The 26,380-nt window shown below is 72.7% G+C and carries 23 protein-coding genes and 7 tRNA genes; 18 read left to right on the top strand and 12 right to left on the bottom strand.

The genetic code is table 11. The features are described from left to right. Positions 1–53 precede the first annotated feature (53 nt). Complete coding sequence (locus MTQ01_RS18010; protein ID WP_247491594.1) at positions 54–824, bottom strand: lysophospholipid acyltransferase family protein; 771 nt, start codon at positions 822–824, stop codon at positions 54–56. A 423-nt stretch (positions 825–1,247) separates the two neighbouring features. Between MTQ01_RS18010 and MTQ01_RS18005 the strand changes: the two genes are divergently transcribed. Both MTQ01_RS18005 and MTQ01_RS18000 read left to right on the top strand, forming a co-directional pair. Next, the gene (locus MTQ01_RS18005) at positions 1,248–2,408 is read left to right on the top strand and encodes a glycerophosphodiester phosphodiesterase (protein WP_247491593.1); all 1,161 of its coding nucleotides are present in this window, start codon (positions 1,248–1,250) and stop codon (positions 2,406–2,408) included. 358 nt (positions 2,409–2,766) lie between these two features. Then, a complete protein-coding gene (locus tag MTQ01_RS18000; protein WP_282613840.1) occupies positions 2,767–3,303 on the top strand; it encodes a GNAT family N-acetyltransferase in 537 nt (178 codons plus the stop codon). A gap of 297 nt (positions 3,304–3,600) precedes the next feature. Here MTQ01_RS18000 and MTQ01_RS17995 read toward each other — a convergent pair whose 3' ends face one another. Beyond that, the gene (locus MTQ01_RS17995; RefSeq protein ID WP_308294414.1) at positions 3,601–4,008 is read right to left on the bottom strand and encodes a hypothetical protein; all 408 of its coding nucleotides are present in this window, start codon (positions 4,006–4,008) and stop codon (positions 3,601–3,603) included. 124 nt (positions 4,009–4,132) lie between these two features. Then, complete coding sequence (locus MTQ01_RS17990; protein ID WP_247491591.1) at positions 4,133–4,501, bottom strand: hypothetical protein; 369 nt, start codon at positions 4,499–4,501, stop codon at positions 4,133–4,135. Positions 4,502–5,190: 689 nt separating this feature from the next. Here MTQ01_RS17990 and MTQ01_RS17985 point away from each other — a divergent pair. The 8 genes from MTQ01_RS17985 to MTQ01_RS17950 all read left to right on the top strand — a co-directional run bounded on the left by MTQ01_RS17985 (position 5,191) and on the right by MTQ01_RS17950 (position 16,596). Further along, positions 5,191–6,252, top strand: coding sequence for a methionine ABC transporter ATP-binding protein (locus tag MTQ01_RS17985; protein WP_247491590.1), 1,062 nt, complete (start codon positions 5,191–5,193; stop codon positions 6,250–6,252). Next, on the top strand, positions 6,249–6,920 hold the full coding sequence (locus MTQ01_RS17980; protein ID WP_247491589.1) for a methionine ABC transporter permease: 672 nt from the start codon (positions 6,249–6,251) through the stop codon (positions 6,918–6,920). Before MTQ01_RS17985 ends, MTQ01_RS17980 begins: the two co-directional genes overlap by 4 nt. Before the next feature lie 90 nt (positions 6,921–7,010). Beyond that, positions 7,011–7,874, top strand: a complete 864-nt coding sequence (locus MTQ01_RS17975) for a MetQ/NlpA family ABC transporter substrate-binding protein (RefSeq protein ID WP_374207782.1) — start codon at positions 7,011–7,013, stop codon at positions 7,872–7,874. A gap of 177 nt (positions 7,875–8,051) precedes the next feature. After that, a complete protein-coding gene (locus MTQ01_RS17970; RefSeq protein ID WP_247491588.1) occupies positions 8,052–8,705 on the top strand; it encodes a GNAT family N-acetyltransferase in 654 nt (217 codons plus the stop codon). Positions 8,706–8,850: 145 nt separating this feature from the next. Next, entirely contained in the window at positions 8,851–10,104 is a 1,254-nt protein-coding gene (gene cbiE, locus MTQ01_RS17965; RefSeq protein ID WP_247491587.1) for a precorrin-6y C5,15-methyltransferase (decarboxylating) subunit CbiE, read from the top strand. A 296-nt stretch (positions 10,105–10,400) separates the two neighbouring features. Continuing rightward, complete coding sequence (gene cobT / locus MTQ01_RS17960; RefSeq protein ID WP_247491586.1) at positions 10,401–14,072, top strand: nicotinate-nucleotide--dimethylbenzimidazole phosphoribosyltransferase; 3,672 nt, start codon at positions 10,401–10,403, stop codon at positions 14,070–14,072. Between the two features lie 87 nt (positions 14,073–14,159). Continuing rightward, positions 14,160–15,470 carry a uroporphyrinogen-III C-methyltransferase gene (gene cobA / locus MTQ01_RS17955; protein WP_247491585.1) on the top strand — a complete coding sequence of 437 codons (1,311 nt, stop codon included), beginning with the start codon at positions 14,160–14,162 and terminating at the stop codon, positions 15,468–15,470. Positions 15,471–15,693: 223 nt separating this feature from the next. Then, on the top strand, positions 15,694–16,596 hold the full coding sequence (locus tag MTQ01_RS17950) for an RNA methyltransferase (protein ID WP_247491584.1): 903 nt from the start codon (positions 15,694–15,696) through the stop codon (positions 16,594–16,596). A 273-nt stretch (positions 16,597–16,869) separates the two neighbouring features. Here MTQ01_RS17950 and MTQ01_RS17945 read toward each other — a convergent pair whose 3' ends face one another. Next, positions 16,870–18,141, bottom strand: coding sequence for a serine/threonine-protein kinase (locus MTQ01_RS17945; protein WP_247491583.1), 1,272 nt, complete (start codon positions 18,139–18,141; stop codon positions 16,870–16,872). 681 nt (positions 18,142–18,822) lie between these two features. On the opposite strand from MTQ01_RS17945, the gene MTQ01_RS17940 reads away from it, so the two are divergent. Then, positions 18,823–19,047, top strand: coding sequence for a hypothetical protein (locus MTQ01_RS17940; RefSeq protein ID WP_236073222.1), 225 nt, complete (start codon positions 18,823–18,825; stop codon positions 19,045–19,047). A 269-nt stretch (positions 19,048–19,316) separates the two neighbouring features. Here the strand turns inward: MTQ01_RS17940 and MTQ01_RS17935 are convergent. From MTQ01_RS17935 to MTQ01_RS17915, 5 genes are all read right to left on the bottom strand, one after another. Further along, a tRNA-Val gene (locus MTQ01_RS17935) sits at positions 19,317–19,388 on the bottom strand. A gap of 53 nt (positions 19,389–19,441) precedes the next feature. Then, positions 19,442–19,513, bottom strand: a tRNA-Val gene (locus tag MTQ01_RS17930). A 17-nt stretch (positions 19,514–19,530) separates the two neighbouring features. Continuing rightward, positions 19,531–19,602 (bottom strand) — tRNA-Val (locus MTQ01_RS17925). Between the two features lies 1 nt (position 19,603). Then, positions 19,604–19,677, bottom strand: a tRNA-Cys gene (locus tag MTQ01_RS17920). Between the two features lie 30 nt (positions 19,678–19,707). Beyond that, positions 19,708–19,780, bottom strand: a tRNA-Gly gene (locus MTQ01_RS17915). Positions 19,781–19,893: 113 nt separating this feature from the next. Between MTQ01_RS17915 and MTQ01_RS17910 the strand changes: the two genes are divergently transcribed. The 3 genes from MTQ01_RS17910 to MTQ01_RS17900 all read left to right on the top strand — a co-directional run bounded on the left by MTQ01_RS17910 (position 19,894) and on the right by MTQ01_RS17900 (position 22,857). Further along, positions 19,894–20,973 (top strand): chorismate-binding protein, encoded by a 1,080-nt coding sequence (locus tag MTQ01_RS17910; protein WP_247491582.1) that lies wholly within the window; start codon positions 19,894–19,896, stop codon positions 20,971–20,973. Between the two features lie 76 nt (positions 20,974–21,049). After that, the gene (locus tag MTQ01_RS17905; RefSeq protein WP_247491581.1) at positions 21,050–21,874 is read left to right on the top strand and encodes an aminotransferase class IV; all 825 of its coding nucleotides are present in this window, start codon (positions 21,050–21,052) and stop codon (positions 21,872–21,874) included. A gap of 146 nt (positions 21,875–22,020) precedes the next feature. After that, on the top strand, positions 22,021–22,857 hold the full coding sequence (locus MTQ01_RS17900; RefSeq protein WP_247491579.1) for a GNAT family N-acetyltransferase: 837 nt from the start codon (positions 22,021–22,023) through the stop codon (positions 22,855–22,857). Between the two features lie 138 nt (positions 22,858–22,995). Here MTQ01_RS17900 and MTQ01_RS17895 read toward each other — a convergent pair whose 3' ends face one another. After that, complete coding sequence (locus MTQ01_RS17895; protein ID WP_247491577.1) at positions 22,996–23,502, bottom strand: DsbA family protein; 507 nt, start codon at positions 23,500–23,502, stop codon at positions 22,996–22,998. Positions 23,503–23,698: 196 nt separating this feature from the next. On the opposite strand from MTQ01_RS17895, the gene MTQ01_RS17890 reads away from it, so the two are divergent. Both MTQ01_RS17890 and MTQ01_RS17885 read left to right on the top strand, forming a co-directional pair. Beyond that, positions 23,699–24,169: a hypothetical protein gene (locus MTQ01_RS17890; RefSeq protein WP_247491576.1), complete on the top strand. Its 471-nt coding sequence runs from the start codon at positions 23,699–23,701 to the stop codon at positions 24,167–24,169. A gap of 68 nt (positions 24,170–24,237) precedes the next feature. Further along, a complete protein-coding gene (locus MTQ01_RS17885) occupies positions 24,238–24,423 on the top strand; it encodes a hypothetical protein (RefSeq protein WP_211040176.1) in 186 nt (61 codons plus the stop codon). An 85-nt stretch (positions 24,424–24,508) separates the two neighbouring features. On the opposite strand, the gene MTQ01_RS17880 is transcribed toward MTQ01_RS17885, so the two are convergent. Next, a complete protein-coding gene (locus MTQ01_RS17880; protein ID WP_247491575.1) occupies positions 24,509–25,096 on the bottom strand; it encodes a CGNR zinc finger domain-containing protein in 588 nt (195 codons plus the stop codon). 224 nt (positions 25,097–25,320) lie between these two features. Next, positions 25,321–25,734, bottom strand: coding sequence for an SsgA family sporulation/cell division regulator (locus MTQ01_RS17875; protein ID WP_003959770.1), 414 nt, complete (start codon positions 25,732–25,734; stop codon positions 25,321–25,323). A gap of 275 nt (positions 25,735–26,009) precedes the next feature. Here MTQ01_RS17875 and MTQ01_RS17870 point away from each other — a divergent pair. Beyond that, positions 26,010–26,081, top strand: a tRNA-Val gene (locus tag MTQ01_RS17870). 122 nt (positions 26,082–26,203) lie between these two features. Further along, positions 26,204–26,275: transfer RNA gene (locus MTQ01_RS17865), tRNA-Val, on the top strand. The last annotated feature ends 105 nt before the right edge of the window (positions 26,276–26,380 follow it).

Genomic DNA, 26,380 nt, shown 5'->3' with positions numbered 1-26,380 from the left:
CGGCCCGTACGGGCGGGGAGCGCGCCCCGTACCGCGGCTGCGGCGGAGCCGGTTCAGGCGGCCTTCGCGTCGCCCCGGCCCTCGGAGCCGCCCCGGCCCTCGGAGCCGCCCCGGCGCTCGGAGGCGGCGCGGCTCGCGGCGCCCGCCGCCCGCGCCTTGGTGGCGTACATGTCCACGTACTCCTGGCCGGACAGTTCGCGGACCTCGCTCATGACCTCGTCGGTGACGGCGCGCAGCACGTAGCGGTCGCGGTCCATGCCCTCGTAGCGGGAGAAGTCCAGCGGCTCGCCGAAGCGCACGGTGATGCTGCGGCCGGGGCCCAGCCGGGGCATCCCCTTGCCCGTCGGCTGCACCCGGTCGGTGCCGATCAGCGCGAACGGGACGACGGGCGCACCCGTCATCAGCGCCATCCGCGCGATGCCGGTACGGCCCCGGTAGAGGCGGCCGTCGGGGGAGCGGGTGCCCTCCGGGTAGATCGCGAAGACCCGGCCCTCCTCCAGGATGCGCCGCCCGGTCATCAGCGCCGCGACACCGCCGTGGCTGCCGTCCCGGTCGACCGGGACCATGCCGACACCGGTGAAGAACCAGGCCATCAGCCGGCCCTTGATCCCGCGCCCGGTGACGTACTCGTCCTTGCCGATGAAGAAGACCTGCCGCCTGCTGACGATGGGCAGTACCACGGAGTCGATGAAGGTGAGGTGGTTGCCGGCGAGGATCACCGGCCCCGAGCCCGGCACATGTTCGATGCCCTCCACACGGGGCCGGAACAGCACGCGCAGCAGCGGCTTGCACAGCACCTTGATGAGAAGGAATCGGGCCTTCACGGTTCTTTCGCCTCCGGTTGTCGCGCACTCGCGACAGGTCTCGGCCGTCTCGGCCGCTGTGGTCAGGTCGTTGGGCGGTACGTGCCGGTCCTCCGTGGATCCACGTCGGTCCCGCACGGCCTGCCGCGGTCGTCCCGGGGGTCGCCCGGGTACCGGACGTCCGGGCGGCGGCTGATGGTGCGCGCCGCCCTGGACGATACTCATCGTCCATCTTCCCTCGTGTCGCGGGTGTCCGCCGCACGGATGAGCCCGGAACCCGTGTGACGTGTGTTTCTGTCATGTTCCGACGAACGTCTCCCCGGTGTAAGCCGTTCCCCTCTAACCTTCAGCGCGCGGCGCCCACCACGGCGCGCGAGTGACTCGGAGGCCCAACTCCGCAGCGAAGGTGCGTCGTTGGGACCGACCCAGCAGTGAGGAGAGCTCATGGACCAGGTGCAGCGACCGGAGAGCCGTCCGGGCAGACGGGCCCTGCTGGGAGCGGCTGCCGCTCTCGGCGCCGGTGCCACTCTCGCCGCGACCGGCAGCGCCGCCGCCGAGGGCCGCCCCGCGCAGGCGGGCCGCCCGCCGAAGCTGCCCGTGCCCACCGTGGTCGCGCACCGCGGTGCGAGCGGCTACCGGCCGGAACACACCCTCGGCTCCTACCAGTTCGCCCTGGACATGGGCGCCGACGTGATCGAGCAGGACCTCGTCCCGACCAAGGACGGCCACCTGGTCTGCCGCCACGAGAACGACATCACCGCCACCACCGACGTCGCGGACCACCCGGAGTTCGCCGATCGCCGGACGACCAAGTCCGTCGACGGGGTGGAGTACACCGGCTGGTTCACCGAGGACTTCACGCTCGCCGAGCTCAAGACCCTGCGCGCCACCGAGCGCATCCCGAAGCAGCGCCCGAACAACACCCTCTACAACGGCCGTTGGGAGGTACCCACCTTCGAGGAGGTCCTGCGCTGGGCCCGCACCGAGGGCCGTAAGCGGGGCCGCCCGGTCTGGCTGTACGTGGAGACCAAGCACCCCACGTACTTCCGCAAGCTCGGCCTCGGGCTGGAGAAGCCCCTCGTACGGCTGCTGCGCAAGTACGGGCTGGACGGCCGTCGCGCCCCGCTCTTCCTCCAGTCCTTCGAGCCGAGCAGCATCGAGCGGCTCAGGAAGCAGGTCGACACTCCGGGTGTGGTGCTGCTGTCCACCATCGACTCCCGGCCCTGGGACTTCGTCGAGTCCGGCGACCCGCGCACGGTGCGCGATCTGATCACGCCCGCCGGGCTGCGGGAGATCGCCTCCTACGCCCAGGGCATCGGCCCCGAACTGAGCCTGGTCATCCCGCGCCGCCAGGACGGCAGCCTGGGCGAGCCCACCAACCTGGTGCGCGACGCGCACGCCAAGGGGCTGGTGCTGCACCCGTACACCCTGCGCAACGAGAACTCCTTCCTGCCCGCCGAGTTCCGTCGCGGCGAGGACCCGAACGCCTTCGGCGACGCCTTCGGTGCGCTCCGGGCGTACTTCGACACCGGGATCGACGGGATCTTCGCCGACCACCCGGACACCGCGCTGTACGCCGCGGCGGACTTCCGCGCCCGCGGCTGAAAGCGTCACCGACAGCCCGGTGGTCCGACGGCCCGACGGCCCGACAGCCCGGTGGTCCGCGGGCTCCGGCCGCGCCGCCCGGTGGGACGAGCCGTCCCACCGGGCGGCGCGCGGTCGCCCGAGCTGCCGTGTCGGTGGTGCTGCTCCGACGCTCATCGCCAGGCAATCGCAGGCGAGTTGGGTTTCTCACAGCGAAGTTCAGGGCTCTCGCGTTCCCGCCGCCTGTGATGTCTGCGCAGAATGCCGGGGACAACGGTTGGATACGCCCGCTCCGGGGAACCCTGGGGACTGGCGCGCGACACAATCCGGCGTCAGCAGGGCAGACAGGCCGGCCGCGCGACCCTCAATCCGGTGCGGACTGGCGCGACAACCAAGGGAGAGGCGTGCGCACGTGGGCATGAGCGTGACCATCTCTACAGCGGCAGAGCAGGACGCCGAGCAGATCCTCAAGCTCCAGTACCTCTGCTATCAGAGCGAGGCGCAGCTGTACGGCGACTACGGCATCGAACCTCTCACCCAGTCGCTCCAGGACCTCCGCATCGAGCTGGGCTCGGGTCGGGTGCTGGTGGCCCGTCTCGGCGAGGAGGTCGTCGGCTCCGTGCGAGCGGTCGTCGACGGCGAAGGCATGGCGCTGATCAACAAGCTGATCGTGCATCCCCGCCTCCAGCGGCACGGGCTGGGCGCACGACTTCTGAGCACCCTGGAGGCCGAGCTCGCCGAGCAGCAGGGCGCGCGCCGCTTCCGGCTGATCACCGGCCACCGCAGCGACGGGAACATCCGGCTCTACCGGCGCTGCGGCTACGTACCGAGCAACACCGAGCGGGTCTCGCCGCGGCTGAGCCTGATCACCCTGGAGAAGGAGGCGGTGGCGCAGGCGTACGTCGCCAGCGCCTGAGCGCGGCGACGGGCCGACCGCGACACGGGGCGGCCGGGCGACGGTGGACGACCGCCCCCGGCCGTCCTTCGCTGTCCGCCGCGCGCCCGCGGCCGGGCACCGGGGAATCCCACCCCGCTTCCGGGGCCGTCCGCTCCGGGGCTACTCCGATGCCGGGGCGCGTCCGATGCTCCCGCACCGAGGGGCGAGGCAACCGCCACCGCGGGGCGGCGCTCCCGCCGCATCCGGTCGACCCGGAACCCGGCGGCGGTCGACCCTGGGCCGGGGCCCGACGGGCCCGCGCGGTTCGGGCGCGGCTCAGTCGCGGCGCAGCCAGTACAGCCCGACGACCGGCAGCACCAGCGGGATGAAGAGATAGCCCTGCCCGTACGTCGACCAGACCGTGGAGTCCGGGAAGGCGTCGGAGTCCACCACGGTCCAGGTGCCGACGACCAGTACGCCGATGAGCTCGGCCGCGCAGCAGCCGACCGCGATCCGGCGGGCGCGCTCACCGCCGCGCACCAGCGCGACCGTGATGAAGCCGTAGACGACGGCAGCCAGAGCGGAGAGCGTGTACGCCAGCGGAGCCTCGTCGAACCGGGTGGTCAGCTGGTACAGCGCACGGGAGGTCGCCCCGACGGTGAAGATGCCGTAGAGCGTCATCAGCAGCAGTCCGGGCCCCTTGCCCAGACCGCCCTCGACGCGGGACGCCCCGGCCCCGTCGATGTCCCCGTCGGAGTCCCGGCCGGCCGGAGCGTGCGTCGCGGCTCCCCGGCCGCCGGTCCTGTCGCCCGACTCGGTCGGCCGGGCGGTCTCCTCGGCCCGGTCGGCGCTGCTCGTGCGTTCGTTCTCAGACACCGCTGCCCACCCAGATGTCATGCAGCCGCACCTGGAGCACGGCCAGGACCACGGCGCCGGCGGCCACGGTCGCCGACCCCCAGCGGGTCCGCTCGGAGAGCGAGAGCATCGCCACCGCCGGGATCGACGCGGCGGCACCGAGCAGGTACGAGACGAAGACGACCGCGCCCTCGTCCGCCTCCTGTCCCCGGGCGAGCTGGACGATGCCGACGACCAGCTGCACCAGGGCGAGCACGGTGACGACGGCCATGCCGATGAAGTGCCAGTCCTTGGTCGGCTGGTCCCGGTAGGCCGCAAAGCCGCACCAGGCGGCCAGCGCGAGCGCGGCCACGGCGACCGCGACCGTCAGCGGGGTGAGCATGGCGCCGACTCTAGTACGGCCCCCGCGCCGCTCCTCGGGCGGGCCGGGAAGCGGTGGGCGAGGCAGGACCGCGCGGCTGCCGGCCGACCGTCTGCCGGAACGCCGGCTGAGACGCCGGGTCCCCGGAGCGTGTGCTTGGCCACAGCAGCCATTGACGGCCGACTCCTCGCGGGCGCCCGAACGCACTGCCGGCCGAGGGAGGTTCTCGCAGCTCAGATCAGGTTTACGCGGTGGACAACAGCCGGGACTGCCTCGGTCGTCGCCGGGTGCGGCCCGCCGCGCTTCCCCGCCCTCGCCGTCCAGCATTCGGACCGGCGTCCCACTTCGCGGGAAGCCGCCGGTCGGTTCTGTTTTACTGAAGAACATGAGCACGACGCACCGCAGTCCAGCCGCAGCCGAGGTGGCCACCACCCCGAGCGCTCGCTGCTGTCGGTGCCGAATGTGTGAGCGCTGAGGGCCCCCGACCGAACCACTTCGCGCCCCGAAGCGAGAGCCCGACCGCGCCCGTTCCGTGCGCAGGGCTCGTCCCGTGCGGCCCGCCGCGACAGCGGAGCAGGGCCACGGGTGTTCACCTCCTCCCGCCCCTCTTCCCGCGTGCCCGGCTGCGCACTGCGCAGCCGTGACCGCAGGGAGCCCCCGTGTGCGGCTCCGCGACCCGGTGCCGCGCACTCGACAGCGACGGACAGCCAGTGATCACCACCACGGACCTGACCAAGGTCTACCGAAGCCGAGACCGTGAGGTCACCGCCCTGGACGGCGTGAACCTGCACGTCGAACAGGGCGAGGTGTACGGCGTCATCGGCCGCAGCGGAGCCGGGAAATCCTCCCTCATCCGCTGTGTGAACCTCCTGGAACGCCCGACCTCGGGCACGGTGAGCGTCGACGGCCAGGACCTCACCGCCCTGGTGACCGGTTCCGGCGCCCGCCCGCCCGCCGCACTGCGCAGGGCCCGTGCCGGAATCGGCATGATCTTCCAGCACTTCAACCTGCTCTCCTCGCGCAACGTGCTGAAGAACGTCGAACTGCCCCTGGAGATCCTCGGCCACTCCGGCCGCGAGCGGGAGCGCAAGGCACTCGAACTGCTCGACCTCGTCGGCCTGGCGGACAAGGCGCGCGCCCATCCCGCCCAGTTGTCCGGCGGTCAGAAGCAGCGCGTCGGCATCGCCCGGGCGCTGGCGGGCGATCCGAAAGTGCTCCTCTCCGACGAGGCGACCTCCGCGCTCGACCCCGAGACGACCCGTTCGGTGCTCCAGTTGCTGCGCGATCTCAACCGTCAACTCGGTCTGACCGTGCTGCTGATCACCCACGAGATGGACGTGGTCAAGACCGTCTGCGACAGCGCGGCGCTGATGCGCGAGGGCCGCGTCGTGGAGTCCGGCACGGTGCAGCGGCTGCTCGCCACCCCGGGCTCGGAACTGGCCGCCGAGCTCTTCCCGGTCGGGGGCGTCCCGACCGGACCCGGCACGACCGTGGTCGACATCACCTTCCACGGCGAGGCCGCGGCAAGGCCGGTCGTCTCGCACCTCGCCCGGGCCCACGACATCGACGTCTCCATTCTGGGAGCGGCCATGGACACCGTCGGCGACCGCCAGATCGGCCGGATGCGCATCGAACTGCCCGGCGGACGCGAGGAGAACGCCCTGCCGCTGGCCCATCTTCGGGAGCAGGGGCTGACCGTGGAGCTCCCCGGGGACCCCGCCGCCCCCGTTTCCGCCCCCGCCGCCGACCTGACGAAGGAGACGGCCAAGTGACCTGGTCCCAGATGCAGCCCCTGCTCAACCAGGGCCTGGTGGACACCGTGTACATGGTCGGCTGGTCGACCCTGATCGCGGCGCTCGGCGGACTTCCGCTCGGCGTGCTGCTGGTGCTGACCGACCGCGGCGGGATGCTGCGCAACACGGCGGTCAACAAGGTGGTCGGCGCGATCGTCAACGTCGGGCGCTCGCTGCCGTTCATCATCCTGCTGGTGGCCCTGATCCCGTTCACCAAGCTGCTGGTCGGCACGTTCATCGGGCCCACCGCGGCCATCGTGCCGCTGGCCGTCGGGGCCATTCCGTTCTTCGCCCGGCTGGTGGAGACCGCGATCCGCGAGGTCGACCACGGGCTGGTGGAGGCCGTCCAGTCGATGGGCGGCGGTACGCGCACCACCGTCTTCAAGGTCCTGCTGCCGCAGGCGCTGCCCTCGCTGGTCGCTGGCCTCACCACCACCGTGATCGTGCTGCTCGGCTACTCGGCGATGGCCGGCGCGGTCGGCGGCGGCGGGCTCGGCGACCTGGCACTGACCTACGGCTACCAGCGCTTCGAGACCGGACTGATGCTCGCCACCGTCGGCGTGCTGATCGTCCTGGTCACCTTCGTCCAACTGATCGGCGACCTCGCCGTACGACTGCTGACGCGGCACGAGCGGAAGGCGGGCTGAACCGCCCGCCCCCGCCCACCGCGTCGGGCGACCCCTGTCCCGAACCCTTCGTCGGGCACGCACCACCCACACAGGAACGAGGCACTCTTCGTGCGCATCAACCACCGCCACACCCGCAAGCTCACCCTCACCGCCGCGGCCACCGCCGCCCTCACCCTGGGCCTGACCGCCTGCGGCACCGCCTCGGACCCGGACAGCGGAGCCGGCTCCGACAGCAGCAAGCCGCTCACCGTCGGCGCCTCCGCCACCCCGCACGCCCAGATCCTGGAGTACGTCCGGGACAACCTGGCGGCCGACGAGGACCTGGACCTCAAGATCAAGGTCTTCGACGACTACGTGCTGCCCAACACGGCGACGCAGGAGGGCGAGATCGGCGCCAACTTCTTCCAGCACAAGCCGCACCTGGACGACTTCAACAAGCAGCGCGACGGCAGTCTCGTCCCGGTGGTCAACGTGCACCTGGAGCCGCTCGGCCTCTACTCCGAGTCCGCGAAGGACGTCAAGGACATCAAGCCGGGCCAGACCGTCGCGGTGCCCAACGACGCCACCAACGAGGGACGCGCCCTCAAGCTGCTCGCCGACAACGGTCTGATCGAACTGAAGAAGGGCACCGGCACCACCGGAACCCTGCGCGACGTCGCCGACGCCAAGGGCCTGAAGTTCAAGGAGCTCAAGGCCGCCACCCTGCCGCGCTCCCTCGGCGAGGTCGACGCGGCCGTCATCAACGGCAACTACGCGCTGGAGGCCGACCTCAAGCCGGCCGACGACGCGCTCGTGCTGGAGAAGGCCGAGGGCAACCCGTACACCAACTTCCTCGCGGTCAAGAAGGGCAACGAGGACGACGAGCGGGTCGAGAAGCTGGCGAAGCTCCTCAACTCCGACGAGGTGAGGAAGTACATCGAGAAGGAGTACGACGACTCGGTGCTCCCGGTCTTCGGCGCCGTCCGGGACTGACCCGGACGCGGACCGACCCGGGCGCGGACCGGCCGCGGCGCGCGGATCCCCGCGCGCACCGTGCTCCACCGCGCCAACGGCGAAGCGGTGGGCCCCACTTGCGGGGCCCACCGCTTCGTGCGCGCCCGCGCATGCGGCATGCTGGTGCACTTGACCCCTCGCAGGCTGGAGCGGCGTATGACTTCGACTTTCCCGGACGTATCCATCAGTACGGAACGTCTCGTACTGCGACCGTTCGAGGAAGCGGACATCCCCGCCCACACCGAGATGATGAACGACGAGCTGGTGGCGGCGTGGACGGACGTCCCCGTGCCGTTCACCGAGAGCGACGCGCGCCGCTGGGTCACCTTCACCGCGCCCGCCCAGCGCACCGCAGGCACCGGAATCGCCTTCGCCATCACGGAGTTCCTCACCGGCCGCCTCGTCGGCAGCCTGCGGCTGAGCAACACCGACTGGCGGCTGCTGTCCACCGAGGCCACCTATGTGATCGCCCCGTGGGCCAGGGGCGAGGGATACGCCAGCGAAGCGCTGCTGGTCATCGCGGGCTGGCTGTTCCAGGACCAGAAGTTCGAGCGCCTGGAGCTGCGCACGGCCGCCGACAACACCGCGGCCCAGCAGGTCGCCCAGAAGGTCGGCAGCATCAGCGAGGGCGTACTGCGCAACGCGTGGATAGCCCGCAGCCGCACGGAGGACGGCGGCTGGGTCGAGCTGCGCGGCGATCTGATCGTGTGGGGCCTGCTGCCCGAGGACACGGACGGGATAGCCGAGGAGCTCGACCAGGGAGGCACCTACTCCCACTACCCCAACTGGCCGGGCGTTCACGGAGGTTGACGCCGCGGACCTCCCGCCCGGCGCCCGCGCCGGCGCCCCTGTCGCGCCGCACCGGGGGTCGGCCGAAAGACGGCTCGGCGCACACCCGGCGGCTCGGGTAGTGTCGCTCTGCCCCCACCTGCGCTGACTCCAGGAGACCCCACCCATGGCCGACCGTGTCACCGTGATCGGGTGGGACGGCTCGCCGCTGACCGACGCCGCGCGCGCCGCACTTCAGGCCGCGAGCCTGGTCGCCGGCGCCGCCCACCACCTCGCGCTGGACGACGTGCCCGAGCGGGCCGAACGCATTCGCCTGGGCAGCGTCGCCCTGGCGGCGCGCCGCATCGCCCGTCACCGCGGCACCGCGGTGGTGCTGGCCGACGGCGATCCCGGGTTCTTCGGTGTGGTGCGCACACTGCGCGCTCCCGAGCACGGACTCGAGGTCGAGGTCCAGCCCGCCGTCTCCGCCGTGGCCGCCGCCTTCGCCCGAGCTGGGATGCCCTGGGACGACGCGCAGGTCGTCGTCGCGCACAGCCGCAACCTGCGGCGCGCGGTCAACATCTGCCGGGCCCACCCCAAGGTCGCCGTTCTCACCTCGCCGGGCGCGGGCCCGGCCGAACTGGCGCTGCTGCTGGGGGAGGTGCACCGCACCTTCGTCATCTGCGAGGCGCTCGGCACCCGTGAGGAGCGCGTCACCGTCCTCACCTCCGAGAAGGCCGTCGACTACCTCTGGCGCGACCCGAACGTGGTCATCGCCGTCGGCGGCCACACCCGGCCCCAGGCACCCGTGGACCCCGACCCCGCGGCGGCCGGCCGTCCCGTCAGGAGCGGCGACGGCTGGCTCGCCGGCCGTACGCCCGGCTACCCGGACGGGCCCCGCGGCTGGGCCGGACACGGGCCGGTGCCGGACCACGCGGCGCGCACGGACGGCCGGTCCCAGGAGCTGCGGGCCGCTCAACTCGCCCGTCTGGGCCCCCGATCGGGCGATCTGGTCTGGGACATCGGCTGCGGCCCCGGACTGATCGCCGCCGACGCCGCGCGCTTCGGCGCCGCCGTGATCGCCGTCGACCGCAACGCCGAGGCGCTGGCCCGCACCACCGCCCGCGCGGCCGAGTCCGGGGTGATGCTGGAGGTCGTCCACGGCGGCGCTCCCCAGGTGCTGGAGCGGCTGCCCGAGCCCGACGTCGTACGGATCGGCGGCGGCGGGCTGCGCACGGTCGAGGCGTGCGCGGACCGCCGGCCCGAGCGCATCGTGACGCACGCGACTACCCGCGATGAGGCAGAGGCCACTGGACGGGCGTTGGCCGACCGTGGTTACCGCGTCGAGTGCGCACTGCTGCAGTCGGTCGAGATGGACACCGTGGACTGGACCGAGAGGGATCGGACGGTCGTTTTTCTGCTGTCCGGAAGTCGTATGTGATCTGTCCGGAATGAACCGTGACCAACCGGGTCCAGTCACCTCCCCGTGGAGGGTCCGACCAGCGGCTGCGGGTAGGGTTATGGACCGTTGTGTGTCCAGCCCGCCGGGCGGTTTCGCACCATCTTGCTTCGGTTTCGACGGCACCCGCCGGACCGGCCGGAGCGATGGCGCACCCGTCAACCCGCGGATGACACACGGGCGGAGACGTGCCGTGCGCCTGACGCGCTCGTTCTTCTCCGTGGGGGCGTCGATCCCGTCGGGCTGGAAGGAAGACGAGCAATGGGCGAGGGGTACGCATGACTGACACCGGCCGAATGCCCGGCGAGGGGCAGCCGGAGAACGCAGGCGCACCGCAGGAGGAGCCCGGCGCGCCGGCGCCTGTCGGACACACCTACGCTCCGCAGCGCAACGGCAGGCCCGGCACCGCGGGTTCGGGTCGCCACGCACAGGACGACCTGCTGCTGATGCCGAGTTCGCAGGGTGCCTGGGGAGACCCGGGAGTCCAGCCGTTCACCCCGCAGCCCGTACCGGCCGACGCCGGCTACGACGGGGCTGCCGCCGCGGCGCAGCACCCCGAGCAGGGCCCGCACGTTCCGGAGGGCCACGAGGCCGACGGCAGGGACTCGGGAGCGCACGACTACAGCGCCGTGCGCACACCGCCCGCCGGCTCGCCCGTACCCGGTGCGGAGCACGCCGCCCACACGGGCACGACCGCCGTTCCCGGTGAACCGGCCCCCGGCGAGCCCTCGTTCGGGGAAGCGCCGGCCGGTGCCGTACCCGCCGATCCGGCACTCGCCGACCCGTTGTCCGACCCGCTGCCCGAGGGCGCCCTCCCGGGCGAGCCGCTGTCCGGCGAAGCAGCCGGCGGCGGAGCGCCGGGCGACGTGCCGCAGCAGCCCGTGCCCGCGCAGAGCTGGGGCGGGCAGCAGACGCAGCCGACCCCGGCCGCTCCGCGCCGTCCGCTGCACCTGGGACCGCCCGTTCCCGAACAGTCCGGCGCCGTACGGTCGTTGGCCGAGCGCGGGCCGAGCACCCAGCCGGGCACGGCCTTCGCCGGCCCGGTCGACAGCGGTGTCCGGCCTGTCGCCGAGCCCGCCGCCGCACCGCAGCCCGCTCCCGGCGCGCACGACGCCTCGCTGAACCAGACCGCGCCGCCGGCGCCGAGCACCGAGCACGGCCTCCCGGCCGAGCCGGAGTACCTCGACGTGCCACCGGCCGATCAACTCCCGCAGCAGCCCGAGCACTTCGAGGACCCCTCGCAGCTGCCCGGGCCGCAGCTCGGCGCGCTGCCGCCGCAGGATCCGGGAGCCTGGTCCGCGCAGCCGGTCCACCCGGACGCGGCCGTCCACCCGGACGCGGCCGTCCACCCCGTCGAGCACCCGCTGGCCGGACCGGATCTGGCCGCCGAGCCGGTGACGGCTCCCGCGGCGGTCGACCCGTCCGGGCCGCAGGAGGGCGGCGCCGCGCCCGCAGCGGCGTACGACGCCCCGCAGCCCGTCGCCCCCGACGGGCCGGCAGGCGCCGATCAGCCGGTCGCCCCGGAAACCCTCGCCCCGGAACCCGTCGCCACGGAGCCGGGTCCGGTGGAGCCGGTCGTCGCCGAGGCCGGAGTCGTCGTCGAGCCCGGGGTCGTCGCGGAGCCGGTGGCCGAGCCCGGCGAGCAGCCCGCGCCGCAGGGCGCCCAGGAGCAGGCCGCGGTGGAGGGTGCGCCCGTGCAGGACCCGGGCGCCACCATCCCCGCCCAGGCGGGGGATCCCGATCCGATCCCCGCCGCCGCACAGCCGGTGCCCGCACCGCGCGAGGCCGAGGCCCCCGCGGCGAGTTCCGAGGACGCCGCCGCCTCCGGCCCGGACGAGGCGCCCGCCGAGGAGCCCCTCGACGCGCAACTCCCGCAGCCCGACGGCGATTCGGCCGCGGCGCCGCAGCAGGGCGAGCCCCGGCACGCCGCTGCCGAGCCCGTCCCGGACCCGGTGCCGTCCGCCGAGCCCGAGGCGCACGAGGCTCCCGCCGCACCACAGGTCGACGCGATACAGCCCGATGCCGCAGCCGAGCCGGAGCTAGACGACCCCGCCGCGCCACAGGCCCAGGCTCCCGACGACCGGACCCCCGACGGCGCCACCGTGCCCGAGGACTCCGCGGAGCCGCCGGCCGAAGGCACCGAGTCCGCGGCCTCCGAGACCCCGGCCGCCGAGTCCGCCCCCGCCGAGGAGCCTGCGCCCGTCGAGGAGGCGGGGCCGCCCGCGCCGGGCTACCCGGACGCCGAGCGCGAGGCGGTGCATCGGGCCATCCGCGAGCGCCGCGACGTGCGCAACGGGTTCCGCGCCGACCCCATCCCGCACGAGGTGCTGCTCCGGGTCCTGGAGGCCGCCCACACCGCGCCGAGCGTCGGCCACTCCCAGCCCTGGGACTTCGTCATCATCCGCTCTCCCGAGACGCGGCAGACGATGCACGAGCTGGCCCTGCGCCAACGCGACGCCTACGCCCAGTCGTTGCCCAAGGCGCGGGCGAAGCAGTTCAAGGAGCTGAAGGTCGAGGCGATCCTCGACACCCCGGTCAACATCGTCGTCACGGCGGACCCCACCCGCGGCGGACGCCACACCCTGGGCCGGCACAGCCAGCCGCAGACCGCCCCCTACTCCTCCGCCCTCGCGGTGGAGAACCTCTGGCTCGCCGCGCGCGCCGAAGGGCTCGGGGTCGGCTGGGTCAGCTTCTTCGACGAGCGGGAGATGGTCCGCGAGCTCGGCCTGCCCGAGCACCTGGAGGTCGTCGCCTACCTCTGCGTCGGCTATGTGGACGCCTTCCCCGAGGAGCCGGAGCTGGTGCAGTCCGGCTGGTCCCGGCGGCGCCCGCTGTCCTGGGTGGTCCACGAGGAGTCCTACGGCCGCCGGGTGCTGCCCGGCGCCGAACCGCACGATCTGCTCGGCGAGACCCTGGCCGCCATCCGCCCGCTGGACGCCAAGGCGCTCGGCGAGGCGTGGGAGCGGCAGAAGCGGATGACCAAGCCGGCCGGCGCCCTCGGCATGCTGGAGATCATCTCCGCGCAGCTGAGCGGCCTCGCCCGGCAGTGCCCGCCGCCGGTGCCGGAGCCCGCCGCGGTCGCGGTCTTCGCCGGTGACCACGGGGTGCACGACCAACGCGTCACGTCCTGGCCGCAGGAGGTGACGGCCCAGATGGTCGACAACTTCCTCTCCGGCGGCGCGGTCTGCAACGCGTTCGCCAAGCAGGTGGGCGCCGAGGTCTGCGTGGTGGACGTCGGTGTCGCACAGCAGCTCCCGCCCACGCCCGGGCTGCTGCCGCGCAAGGTGCGCGCGGGTACGGCCGACTTCACCACCACCGCCGCGATGACGCGCGAGGAGGCCCAACGGGCCGTCGAGGTCGGCATCGAGACCGCGCGCGATCTGGTCGCGGCCGGCAACAAGGCGCTGCTCACCGGTGAGATGGGGATCGCCAACACCACCGTCTCGGCCGCGCTGATCTCCGTCTACACCGGCGTGGACCCGCTGGAGGTGACCGGTCGCGGCACCGGCATCAGCGACGAGATGCACGCCCACAAGGCCGAAGTCGTGCGCCGCGCACTGGAGTTGCACCAGGTCGACCCGGCCGACCCGATCGGGGTGCTGGCAGCCGTGGGCGGGCTGGAGCACGCCGCGCTCGTCGGACTGATCCTCGGCGGGGCCTCCCTGCGCACACCAGTGGTGCTGGACGGCGTCAGCGCCGGCGCCGCGGCCCTGGTGGCCAGGGCGATGGCACCCGAGGCGCTCGCCGCCTGCATCGCCGGCCACCGCAGCCCCGAGCCCGGCCACCACGCCGCGCTCTCGACGCTCGGCCTGCGCCCGCTGGTCGATCTGGAGCTGCGCCTCGGTGAGGGCACGGGGGCGCTGCTCGCGCTGCCGGTCGTACAGAGCGCGGCCCGCGCCATGCACGACGTGGCAACCTTCGACGCGGCAGGCGTCACGGAGAAGAACTGAAACCCGCAACCGGCCGTCCACAGTGCCCGTACCCGCCGCTCCGGCGCCGCAGCGGCCCACGCAGCATGTGCAAGGAGCAGCACCACGATGTCCGAGCTACCCGCCTACCCCGTCGGACTGCGTCTTGAAGGCCGCCGGGTCGTCGTGCTGGGCGGCGGCACCGTCGCCGGACGGCGGCTGCCGGCGCTGATCGCCGCCGGCGCGGCCGTGGAGTTGATCTCTCCGCGGGTCACGCCCACCGTCGAGGCCATGGCCGACGGCGGCGAGATCCGCTGGGAGCGCCGCGGATACCGCTCCGGCGACCTGCAGGGCGCCTGGTACGCGCTCATCGCCACCAGCGACCACGAGGCGAACGTCGCGGCCTCGGCCGAGGCGGAGGCGGCCAGGGTGTGGGCGGTGCGCAGTGACGACGCCGAGGCCGCCACCGCCTGGACCCCGGCCACCGGCCGCAGCGACGGCGTCACCGTCGCCGTGCTCACCGGCCGTGATCCGCGCCGCTCGGCCGCGGTGCGCGACGCGGTCGTCGAGGGGCTCCAGGACGGCAGCCTCGCCGCACCCTCCCACCGCTCCCGCACCGCCGGGGTGGCGCTGGTCGGCGGAGGACCGGGCGATCCCGATCTGATCACCGTCCGCGGTCGGCGGCTGCTCGCCGCCGCCGATGTGGTGATCGCCGACCGCCTCGGTCCGCGCGACCTGCTGGACGAACTCCCGCCGCACGTACAGGTGATCGACGCCGCCAAGATCCCGTACGGCCGGGCGATGGCCCAGCAGGCGATCAACGACGCGCTCGTCGAACACGCCCGGGCCGGCCGCGCCGTCGTACGTCTCAAGGGCGGCGATCCGTACGTCTTCGGCCGCGGAATGGAGGAGGCACAGGCGCTCGCCGCGGCCGGTGTGCCGGTCACCGTCGTGCCGGGGATCTCCAGCGCGATCAGCGTGCCCGCACTGGCCGGTGTGCCGGTCACCCACCGCGGTGTCGCGCACGAGTTCACCGTGGTCAGCGGTCATGTGGCGCCCGAGGACGAGCGGTCCCTGGTGGACTGGTCGGCGCTCGCCCGGCTGCGCGGGACCCTGGTCGTCCTGATGGGGGTGGAGCGGCTCGCCGCCATCGCCGCGGCCCTGCTCGCCCACGGACGTGCGCCTCAGACCCCGGTCGCCGTCATCCAGGAGGGCACCACGGCCAACGAACGGCGGGTGGTCGCGACACTGGCCGACGTCGCCGACCGGGTGCGGGAGGAGGGCGTACGTCCGCCGGCCGTGATCGTGATCGGCCCGGTCGTCGACGTCGGCCGCTCGGGATGGCTCCGCCACGGGAGCGGCACGGGCCCCGACGAGCAGTCGGGGACCACCGCCGATGCCCCCCGAACCCAGGAGCCGCCCGCGAGTCCGGCGCCGTAGCCGTCGGCGGCCGAAGCCGCGCGGAGCCGCGGGCAGGCCGGGTCGCGGTCCCGGTCCCGCGCGGCCGGGACTGCCGTACGGCCCGGTGGCGCCGTCTGCGGCTCGTCGCGCTCTGCGGTGCGGGCGGCCCGACACCTCGGCGGTGGCCGCGCACCCCGCACCCCGCGCACCCCGCGCGCACCCCGCGTATTCCGCCGCCCGTCGGGCAGGGCAGTATCGTTCCGTGGCTCACCGCAAGGCAGAACTCATCACCGTCGACGATCCGCACGACCCCCGGCTCGGTGACTACACCGACCTGACCGACGTCGAACTGCGCCGTCGCAGAGAGCCGGCCGAGGGGCTGTTCATCGCCGAGGGGGAGAAGGTCATCCGGCGGGCCCTGCACGCCGGTTACACGATGCGCTCGATGCTCCTCTCCGAGAAGTGGACCGAGCAGATGAGCGACGTCATCGCCGAGGCGAGCGCGCCGGTGTACCTCGTCTCGCCGGAGCTCGCCGAACGTGTCACCGGCTACCACGTCCATCGCGGCGCGCTCGCCTCGATGCAGCGCAAACCCCTCCCCGAACCGGAGGAGCTGCTGCGTGCCGCACCGAGCTCTGTGGTGGCCCCGGAACCGGTCGTGGACCGCGCGGACACCGGTACGAGCTCTGCGGCGGCCCCGCGGCAGAGCGCAGGTTGTCGTGTCGCCATCTTCGAGGACATCGTCGACCACGCGAATCTGGGCGCTGCCTTCCGCAACGCTGCTGCGCTGGGCGTGGACGCCGTCTTCCTCACCCCGCGCTGCGCCGACCCCCTGTATCGGCGGGCCGTGAAGGTGTCGATGGGCACCGTCTTCCGCGTTCCCTGGACCCGGCTGACCTCCTGGCCGAAGGACCTCGACCTCTTTCGCCGCAGCGGTTTCGTGACGGCTGCCCTCTGCCTCGACGAGAAGTCGATCACCGTGGACGAACTCGCCGCCCGCCGCTACGAGAACCTCGCACTCATGCTCGGCACCGAAGGCGACGGCCTGTCGGTCGGCGCCCAGCGGGCAGCCGATGAATGGGTCCGCATCCCGATGGTCGCGGGAGTGGACTCCCTCAACGTCGCAGCAGCCTCCGCCGTGGCCTTCTACGCGACGAGGCTCTGAGGTCCGGCCGGCGCACCTCCCGCGCAGAGCGGAAGCCGGCTTCGGGTCGGAAGACGAGCAAGTGTCTCCCCGGTCGCGGAGGTGACCGGACGAAACCCCCTGTCGCAACGGCCTGTCACCACAGCGCGGGCCACCTGCTCGCAGCAGTGTCCGACCCATTGGACTCCGGCGTCGCCAGGCCCTTTCGTGCTGGACGGGCAGCTCACCGGTGCGAACTCCGCAGCTGAGGCTCCTGCCCGGCCACCGCCCTGCGGGCAGCCCGCAGCGGCTCCCTCAGCGCGGCGCCGGAGGAGAGCCGACTCCCGGACTCCCGCCCGAGGGCACCTGCTCCGAGGAGGCCCGCTCCGAGGGTGGCGCCCCGCGGACCTCGCTCTCACAGCCCTGCGCGAGCGCGATGCCCAACGCCATCAGCAGCGTCACCGTCACGAAGACGAAGAGCCGCTGACGCAGCAGCCTCCGGTCCGGCGGCACCGTGCGCCTGCTCGAACCGGAGCCGGTGCGCCCGGGCCCGGTCCTCGGCCTGCTTGCCGACCTGCGCGCACCGCCGGGGGCGGACTGCGGGCGGGGACGGCGGGTGGCGGACGCGGCGCCGGTGCGCCGCGCCTCCTGCCCGCCGCCCGTGCGCTGCGCGCTGCTGCGCCCCGCGGTGGACTGCCGGGCCCGTACGGTGGGCTCCGCGGCGCTGCGGGCCGGTGCCGGGGGCAGCCGGCTCTCGGGCACCGCACGTGCCTCGCGCGCGGCGATCTCCTTCAGGCGCAAAGAGAGCTGAAGAGTGGTGGGCCGCTCCTCCGGGTCCTTCGCCAGGCACGCGTGCACGATCGGTGTCAGCGCTGCCGGCACCCCCTGCAGCTGTGCCTCCTCGTGGACGACCCGGTAGAGCATGATCTCCGAACTGCCCTGTCCGAACGGCGAGTCGCCGGTCGCCGCGTACGCGAGGGTGGCGCCGAGCGCGAACACGTCGGTCGCCGGGGTGACGGCGACTCCCCGCACCTGCTCCGGGGCCAGGAAGCCGGGTGAGCCGACGGCGGTGCCCACGTGTGTGAGCGTGCTGGAACCGGTCGCCCAGGCGATCCCGAAGTCGATGATCCGCGGGCCCTTGGGGGAGAGCAGGATGTTCGAGGGCTTGAGGTCGCGGTGGACCACACCGGCCTCGTGCACCGCCACCAGCCCCTCGGAGAGCGCCGCGCCGACCGCGGCCACCTGCGAGGCCGGCAGCGGGCCGCCGTCGTGCACCTTGTCGTGCAGCGAGGGCCCGGGCACGTACTGGGTGGCGAACCACGGTCGCGGCGCGTCCAGGTCCGCGGCCACCAGCCGTGCCGTGCAGCCGCCCCTGATGCGCCGGGCCGCGGAGACCTCCCGGGCGAACCGGATCCGGAACTCCTCGTCCTCGGCCAGATCGGGCCGGATCACCTTCAGCGCGACTCGCTGGCCGCGCCGGTCGGAGCCCAGATAGACGACGCCCATCCCGCCCGCTCCCAGCCGCCGGTGGAGCTTGAACGAGCCGACGACGCGCGGGTCTTCGCGTCGGAGCCGCATGATCGCCATTGTCCTTCCCCTACCTCCGGTGGGGAGGCCCCACTGCTTCGATACCGGTTCGCGTTGCTGCCTGTGCGCGGATGTCCACAGCTTACGGAGTGCCAGGTGCGTCTGCGCAGATGCCGCGCACGTCCGCGCGGACCGATTGCGAGTGCGCGGCGAAGAACGGGAGTTGTGCGCCCCCGGCCGCACTCCCGTCGCGGCTGCGGCCACTCTCACCCCCAACACCCCCTGCTGCAAAGGGATATGACGCGACGCCACCTTTCGTCCACGCGTTCTGGCGCCGTCCGGGGGACCAGCGGTCCACCCCCTCCCGGCGTCCCGCCCCGCCGGGCGCATCGGTGCCCCGGGGCGGCTGTCGGGGCGCCCCGAGGTGAGTGAAGTCACGTGTCCCGGGCGTGGTTTGTGCACGTGAGAGGCGTGATCACGGCCTCCGCGACACCCCGCACGACCCGTTGTCGGGCCCGACCGACCCCGAGTGACGTCCCCGGACTCTGCCGTTCGGCCAGGGTCTCCCTCCACCCCTGGTACTACCCGGGGTGGAGATCGCTCCTTCTGGAGGATGCCCACGGTCGGTACGCCGGCATGACGCCGTCCGACGGCCGCGCTCCTACTGTTGATTCCAAGCGGTGAGGGACACGCTCGTCCCCCGAGGTTTGTCGCTCACCGCTCCGACCAGAAGGGGAAACCATGGCGCGAGCAACAGAGGCAAGGACACCGAGCCGGTTGCAGGCGCGGGCAGCAGGGATCACCACCGCGGTGGCGACCTTCGGCACCCAGCCCTCCGGACAGCGGCACCCGCTCGTCGCGACCGCCATGGTTCTCCCAGTGGCACTCCTGTTGGCCGCCCTCTTCGGCGGTTTCGACGCGGTGGCCACCCAGGCGTCGTCCGTAGCGGGAATGTTGCAGCGCTGATTTTGCGCACCCGGGCGGGAGAGCGGCCCGCGCCGGGCACTTCCGGCTGACAACCCCGTGGGGACGGGGGTGCGGCGGACGGCACGGAGGGCCAGGCGGCTGGGGAGCCGCCTGGCCCTCAAACCTTTGCTCCCAGCGCTCGCCTGCTCACGCGCCCCCGCCGAGCCCGACACGGCCTCGACCCGGATGGCGCGAAGGCCCCGGACGGCGCGAAAGCTCCGGAAAGCCGCGAAGGCCCCGGTCTCTGCGACCGGGGCCTTCATGTGCGGTGGACGATACTGGGATTGAACCAGTGACCTCTTCCGTGTCAGGGAAGCGCTCTCCCGCTGAGCTAATCGTCCGCGGCGCCCACCGCCCCGTCGTGGAAACCGACGAGGACACGAGGTGCGTGCGGTGCGCGATACTGGGATTGAACCAGTGACCTCTTCCGTGTCAGGGAAGCGCTCTCCCGCTGAGCTAATCGCGCGGGGCCCCGAGGGGCAGTGGACGATACTGGGATTGAACCAGTGACCTCTTCCGTGTCAGGGAAGCGCTCTCCCGCTGAGCTAATCGTCCTTGGAGGTGGAGACGGGATTTGAACCCGTGTAGACGGCTTTGCAGGCCGTTGCCTCGCCTCTCGGCCACTCCACCAGGAGTGCGGGGTGCAACCCCGTACCCACGAGCGGACGACGAGATTCGAACTCGCGACCCTCACCTTGGCAAGGTGATGCTCTACCAACTGAGCTACGTCCGCAGTTTGCCGTGATCCCGGGCCACTGTGTGACCTGGCGACGTGGTGAACTCTAGCGGATTCCTCGGCCAGCTCAAATTCCGTTTCCGTTCTCGGACATGCCTAGACTCGAAGCCGTGCCCGACCAACCGCCTCTCGCCTCCTTCAACGGAGTTGTCGCCTCGGACCTCCGGGACGTCACCAGCGACCCCGCCGCGCTGGAATCGCGTGGCTGGTGGGCCGTGGTCGCCGACTTCGAGGGCGGGGTGCGGTGTGCGCGCTTCGGCGACACCCGACCGGCTCCGGCGATCCGCCCGCACCGCTGGCGCGGCCCCCGCCCCGGAAGCTGGACGTCCTCGCTGGAGCGGAGCGCCTACCTCGACGGGGTGCGGCGCATTCGGGAGCACATCGCCGCGGGCGACGTCTACCAGGCCAACCTGTGCCGGGTGCTGAGCGCGCCGCTGCCCGACCCCGCGCGCGCCGACATCGCCGCGCTCGCCGACGTCCTCGCCGCCGGAAACCCCGCCCCGTACGCGGGCTGTGTGCGGCTGCCCGCACACGGTGTCGAGGTGGCCACCGCCTCGCCCGAGCTCTATCTGCGCAGGCGCTCGGGCACCGTCTGGTCCGGCCCGATCAAGGGCACCGGCCGCACCGAGGCGGATCTGGCGGAGAAGGACTTCACCGAGAACGTCATGATCGTCGATTTGGTGCGCAACGATCTCGGGCGGGTCTGCGCCCCGGGCAGCGTCACCGTGCCCGCGCTCTGCGAGGTCGAGCCCCACCCGGGACTCGTGCACCTGGTCTCCACGGTGCGCGGTGAACTCGCCCCCGGCGCCGGCTGGCCGGAGCTGCTGCGTGACACCTTCCCTCCCGGCTCGGTCACCGGGGCGCCCAAGAGCAGCGCGCTGCGGATCATCGAGCAGCTGGAGACCTCGCCGCGCGGCCCGTACTGCGGAGGGATCGGCTGGGTCGACGCGGACCGCGGCACCGGTGAACTCGCGGTCGGCATAAGGACGTTCTGGATCGAGCGGGACGCCCCGGGCGGCCCCGCCCTGCGATTCGGTACCGGCGCCGGCATCACCTGGGGATCGGATCCGCACCGCGAGTGGGCCGAGACGGAGCTGAAGGCCGCCCGGCTGCTGCGGGTGGCGTCGGGGGAGGCCCGTCCGCAACCGGACGAAGCCGCGCCCGGGACACAGGCTCAACAGCACGTATGACAGGCACGACAGGCAAAGCAAGCACGACAGGTACGGCGGGCGCACTGCCTCCCGTGCCCGAGCGAAAGGTGGAACCGTGGCTCTGATCTGGGTGAACGGTGCGCTGCACGACCGCGACAGCGCACGTCTGTCGGTGCTCGACCACGGACTGACCGTCGGCGACGGGGTCTTCGAGACCCTCAAGGTGCAGGACGGCAGGGCCTTCGCCCTCACTCGTCATCTCGACCGGCTCGCCGTCTCCGCGCGCGGCCTCGGTCTGGAGGCGCCCGATCTCGCGCTGGTGCGTCACGCCTGCGAGGCGGTGCTGGAGGCCAACCCCGTCGCACACGGCCGGTTGCGGCTCACCTGTACGGCCGGACGCTCGCCGCTGAGCTCCGAACGCGGCGGCGAGGAGCTCTCGTTGGTCGCCGCCGTCGATCCCTGCGAGCCGGCGGCGCCGAGCACCGCGGCGATCACCGTGCCCTGGGTGCGCAACGAGCGCGGCGCGCTCACCGGACTGAAGACCACCTCGTACGCGGAGAACGTCGTCGCGCTCGCCGAGGCGCACCGGAGCGCGGCGTCCGAGGCGCTGTTCGCCAACACCGCGGGGCGGTTGTGCGAGGGCACCGGCACCAATGTCTTCGTCGCCGTCGACGGTGAGCTGCACACCCCACCGCTCGCGGCGGGCCCGTTGGCCGGCATCACCCGGGCGCTGGTGCTCGAGTGGGTGGGTGCCCACGAGACCGACCTCCCCTTCGACGTGCTCGAACGCGCCGACGAGATCTTCCTGACCTCCTCGCTGCGGGACGTCCAGGCCGTGCGCCGGCTGGACGGCCGCGATCTGCCGGACGCACCCGGACCGCTGACCGCCAAGGCGCAGCGCGTCTTCGCCGAACGTTCGGCAGCCGACATCGACCCGTGACGCCACCACGGTCGGTACCGGCCCGCTCGGTCGGCACTCGACCGGCTCCCGGCGGCGGCGTCCGGACCGTCGCCGCCGGTCACCCCGACCGTCCGCGGTGACGGGCGCACTGGGCAGCACCGCGCGCCACTGGTAGAACACTGTCGATGACCACCACACTGCGCCCCGCGGAGCCCGAGCATGTGCTGCGGGACGGCACCCGCTCGCGCTCCTACGACATCTGCGTCAACAGCAGGGTGGTGGGAGGCGTACGGCTGCGCGCCGAACCGGAGTTGGCCGGCCCGGGCTCGGTGGGCCGGATGGACCGGCTCCGGGTGGAGGAGCCGGACCGACGCCGCGGACGTGCGACGGTCGCGGCGCTTGCGGGCGAAGAGGTGCTGCGCGGCTGGGGCTGCCGCCGGATGTGGGTCTCGGTGCCCGCGACGGCCGTCGAGGCGCGGCAGTTGGCGCAGGCTCTGGGCTACCGCGAGACCAACTGCCATCTGACCAAGGCGCTTTCGGCCCCGCCGGAACTGCCGCCCGGCACCACCGTCCGTCCGTTGACGGAGGAGGAGTTCCCGGCCTGGAGCGCCGCCTCGCACGCGCAGTTCGTGGAGAGCTGCGTCGCTCAGGGCCTGGACCGCGCCCACTCCGAGGCCAGATCGCGCTCCGACTTCGCCGAACTGCTGCCCCGGGGCCCGGCCTCCTCGGACGTGCTGCTGCTCGTCGCCAACCACCGCGGCCAGGACGTCGGCACCCTCTGGCTGGCCCTGCACGAGCCGGTGGACCGGGGCGGCTTCGTCTACTCCGTCGCGGTCGTCGAGGAGCACCGCGGCCGGGGGCACGGCCGTGCGCTCATGCACATCGCAGAGCGCGAGGTCCTGGCCGCCGGGGGCAGCCGACTTGCGCTCAACGTCTTCGCCCACAACACCACGGCCCGCGCCCTCTACGACGGGCTCGGGTACGAGCTGATGCTCTCGCACTACGCCAAGCCACTGCTCTGAGCTCGCGCTGCCCGGCACCCAGCACCACGGTCGACGCGCCCCGAGCCCGCGCCCCGCGGGTCCCCCCGGAACCGGGGGAGGACCGGTCCCGCCCCGCGGCGCGGTCGGCGCGGTCGGCGCGGGCGGTCGGGCAGGCGGTCAGGAGCCGTGGGCGGCCTCCACCAGCTCCCCGATGCGCTCGCGCAGTCCCTCCTGGCTCTTCCCGCCGTCCAACCGCTGTCCGCCGATCACATACGTGGGCGTACCGGTGACCCCCAGCGCCTTGCCCTCTGCCTGGTCGGCGTCCACCGCCAGCAGATGGCGCCCGTCGAACAGCGCGCTCTCCACCTCGTCCGCGTCGAGCCCCGACTCCCGTGCCAGCTCCACCAGCAGTGCTTCACCGCGCTCGCCCAACTCCGCGGTGCGTGCCAGGAGTTCACGGACGTACCGCTCGCCGCCGCCCTGTGCGTACGCCTCCTCCGCGGCCTGCGCGGCGGCGTACGCGTACTTGTGCTTCGGCAGCGGGAAGTGCCGCAGCCGGATCTCCAGTCCGTCGCCGTACTGCTCCCGCAGGGCGTCGACGTCGCCCTGCGCCGCGTGGCAGTCCGGACACTGAAGATCGAACCAGGTCTCGAGTACGGCGCGCGACGCGCTGTCGTTGTCCATGCGCCCAGTCTCCCAGCCCCGCACCCCCGCCCGGTCCGGCCCTCTGCCCGTCTGTGCCCTGCCACTCCCGGCAGCAGGGCCCGGGGCCCGTGCGTTCTGCCGTGCTCGGTCCCGCGGAGGAGGAACCCCGGGGATGACCCTGAAGTTTTCGCCCACGGCTTGGCATCCGCCCCCGGTGGGAAGGCAGGATGGAGACATGCTGACCGTGACCGTGTGTGCCGCACTCTCCGCGGCGGGGCTGGCCGTCTCCTTCCTGACGGCCTACCGCCGCCGCTTCGTCGCCGCCACCCGGCTGGCGGCCCTGTCCCTGGTGCCCATCGGCCTGGCGATGGCCGGCCTGATCGGGCTCGGCGGAAAGATCGTCCGGGCGTTCTCCTCCTGGGCGGCCGATCTGGTGTTCAAGCCGACGGTGTGGGCCGGTTTCGCCGTGCTCGCGCTGGCCGTGGTGCTCTATCTGATCGCGCGCTTCGCCCAGGCGCGGTCCGTGGGCGCTCCCGCGCAGGCGGCGGAGCCCGCTGCTTCCGCGCCCGCCGGCGGCCGGGCCGCACCCGCGCCGACCGCGGACCCGCCGGCCGTGCGCTCGGGGCGGGGCAAGGCGCCCGCACAGCAGTCCGGCACCGAGGACTTCAGCGATATCGAGGCGATCCTCAAAAAGCACGGAATCTGACGAACTCCGTTGTGTGCCGGGCGTGTTGAGCGCGCGGTGGGTCTGGCCTGCGCGATCATCGCGGCGAGATGCAGCACTACCCCGCGGACCAGCTTCCGCCAGCACAAGACGAGTCGGACACCTCCTCACAGCCCGGTGCACCGGAGCCCAGAGGTTGTCTCTACGCACTCTCCCAGCCGCCGTTGATGCTCTTCCTGGCATTCATCGGCCTGCTGTTCCTCCTTGCCGCGATGCACGACCTCTTCCTGCTGTGAGGCGCCCTCGCACGGTGGAGGAGCTCGGGCCTGGAGCGGGCCCGCCGGTACGGCCGGCTGCCGCCCTGACACCGGACGGCCGGTGTCAGGCCTTCGCGTCCCCGCCGGCGCCGGCGTTCTCCGCGGACTCGCGTCGGCGCGCTCGGTACGCGGCCACATGCAGCCGGTTGCCGCAGGTGCGGCTGGAGCAGTAGCGGCGCGAGCGGTTGCGGGAGAGGTCGATGAACGCGCGGCGGCAGTCGGGGGCGCCGCAGCGGCGCAGCCGCTCGCGTTCGCCGCCCACCAGCAGGAAACCGAGCGCCATCCCGCCGTCGGCGGCGAGGTGGTCCGAGATGCCCGAGTCCGGTGCGAAGTAGTGCACGTGCCAGTCGTAGCCGTCGTGGTCGGTGAGCTGCGGAGTCGTACCGGCCCGGGCGACGAGTGCGTTGACGAGCCCGGCGGCGGTGCGGTCGTCCGGCGCGGCGACGATCCGCAGGAAGTCCTCGCGGACCTCGCGGATCGCGAGGAGGTCTGCTTCGCAGAGCCGCTCGGCGCCGCTGATGCTGTTGCGCCTCACGAACTCGCGCAGCGCGTCCAGATCGGGCAGCCCCTCCGGCACGTCCCGGTCGGGCGCGGTGTTCAGCAGGTCGACAACACCGTCGAGGGCGAACCTGGTGTCGTGGTTGATCAGCACGGTGTCGCTCCAGGCCGGTGGGAATGCTCGGTTCCAGTGGGTGCTCGCTGACCGAGGACTCTATCCCGCTGCACAGAGGAAGGCCGCCGCCACGGTGAGTGTGGCGACGGCCCTGCCTGGTCGGGCGACGTCTGTCGTCGCTTCGGGGTGGTTCCCACCGGACCCGTGCCATCGCCCCGAGTCGGACGGCACGAGCGGTGGGGTCTTGGGTTGTCCCGGTTGCCTCAGCTCTCCGCGAGGATGTGGGAGAGCTCCGTATCGAGATCGAAGTGGCGGTGCTCGGTGCCCGGGGGCACCGCTGCGTCGGTCCGCTTGAGGAAGGACTCCAGCGCGCGGGCCGGGGCCTCGAGCAGTGCTTCGCCCTCGGGTGAGCTGAGGGCGATGCAGACGACACCCTGCCCGTGGCTCCGGGAGGGCCAGACACGTACGTCGCCGGTGCCAGTGGGCCTGTGCAGCCCCTCGGCGAGAAGGTCGCGGGCGAAGACCCACTCGACCGTCTCTTCGGCACCGGTGTGGAAGGTGGCATGCACCGCGTAGGGGTCGGCCGTGTCATACCGCAGACCCGCAGGGACGGGAAGGGAGGACTCGCTCGATACAACGAGGCGCAGGTGCAGCTCGCAGCTGACCGTGGTGTTCATAAGCGCCAGGGCCTTTCGCTCAGTGTGCGCTCGGGGATTCGCACGTCGGCGAAATCGACATGCCACTTACCAGACGGTTGTAAACCCCTCCGCCGGATATCGGGCTGTTTCAGACGGAGAGCAAGCCGATTGGGCGTTTATGACGTGCGTACTGAGAGGTGATGAAAGTCGCTTTTGCCGCATGGTGTGAACGCGTCAAATCTCGGTGTGCGGTCGCCCGGTGAGCACCTGGTCACCCGGGGGTGTCGCGGTGGGGTAGTCTCGTGCCGAGCAGAGGGCGATTAGCTCAGCGGAAGAGCGCTTCGTTCACACCGAAGAGGTCACTGGTTCAAACCCAGTATCGCCCACCGCCACAGGCCGGGGACCAGCGTCTCCGGCCTTCTGCGTGCCCGTGCGTACCCGGGTCCGGCGCGGTTTGGATGATCGCCGAACCGCACTGTATGGTTCTGTCCGTGCCGCAGGGCGCAGGGGGCGATTAGCTCAGTGGGAGAGCGCTTCGTTCACACCGAAGAGGTCACTGGTTCGAACCCAGTATCGCCCACCCCCGGAAGGCCGGTCAGTCTCGCGACTGACCGGCCTTCGTCGTGTGCGCCGCGGCTCCCGGCCGCCCGGGGAACTGCTTCGCGTCCACCGCTCGCGGCTCGGT

Source organism: Streptomyces sp. XM4193, assembly GCF_023072595.1.
Classification (GTDB): Bacteria; Actinomycetota; Actinomycetes; order Streptomycetales; family Streptomycetaceae; genus Streptomyces.
Note: the sequence above shows the minus strand (reverse complement) of the source record. Positions and strands in the feature narration are given on the sequence as shown.

What these genes read in the sequence shown, in the direction of transcription:
- MTQ01_RS17990 (WP_247491591.1), bottom strand. Translation starts at nt 4,501, where the DNA reads ATGCTCACCCCGCTGACGGTCGCGGTCGCCGTGGCCGCGCTCGCGCTG.
- MTQ01_RS17940 (WP_236073222.1), top strand. Translation starts at nt 18,823, where the DNA reads ATGGCGCGAGCAACAGAGGCAAGGACACCGAGCCGGTTGCAGGCGCGG.
- cobA (WP_247491585.1), top strand. Translation starts at nt 14,160, where the DNA reads ATGTCCGAGCTACCCGCCTACCCCGTCGGACTGCGTCTTGAAGGCCGC.
- MTQ01_RS17895 (WP_247491577.1), bottom strand. Translation starts at nt 23,502, where the DNA reads ATGGACAACGACAGCGCGTCGCGCGCCGTACTCGAGACCTGGTTCGAT.
- MTQ01_RS17945 (WP_247491583.1), bottom strand. Translation starts at nt 18,141, where the DNA reads ATGGCGATCATGCGGCTCCGACGCGAAGACCCGCGCGTCGTCGGCTCG.
- MTQ01_RS17970 (WP_247491588.1), top strand. Translation starts at nt 8,052, where the DNA reads ATGACTTCGACTTTCCCGGACGTATCCATCAGTACGGAACGTCTCGTA.
- MTQ01_RS18005 (WP_247491593.1), top strand. Translation starts at nt 1,248, where the DNA reads ATGGACCAGGTGCAGCGACCGGAGAGCCGTCCGGGCAGACGGGCCCTG.
- cbiE (WP_247491587.1), top strand. Translation starts at nt 8,851, where the DNA reads ATGGCCGACCGTGTCACCGTGATCGGGTGGGACGGCTCGCCGCTGACC.
- MTQ01_RS17900 (WP_247491579.1), top strand. Translation starts at nt 22,021, where the DNA reads ATGACCACCACACTGCGCCCCGCGGAGCCCGAGCATGTGCTGCGGGAC.
- cobT (WP_247491586.1), top strand. Translation starts at nt 10,401, where the DNA reads ATGACTGACACCGGCCGAATGCCCGGCGAGGGGCAGCCGGAGAACGCA.
- MTQ01_RS17890 (WP_247491576.1), top strand. Translation starts at nt 23,699, where the DNA reads ATGCTGACCGTGACCGTGTGTGCCGCACTCTCCGCGGCGGGGCTGGCC.
- MTQ01_RS17875 (WP_003959770.1), bottom strand. Translation starts at nt 25,734, where the DNA reads ATGAACACCACGGTCAGCTGCGAGCTGCACCTGCGCCTCGTTGTATCG.
- MTQ01_RS17885 (WP_211040176.1), top strand. Translation starts at nt 24,238, where the DNA reads ATGCAGCACTACCCCGCGGACCAGCTTCCGCCAGCACAAGACGAGTCG.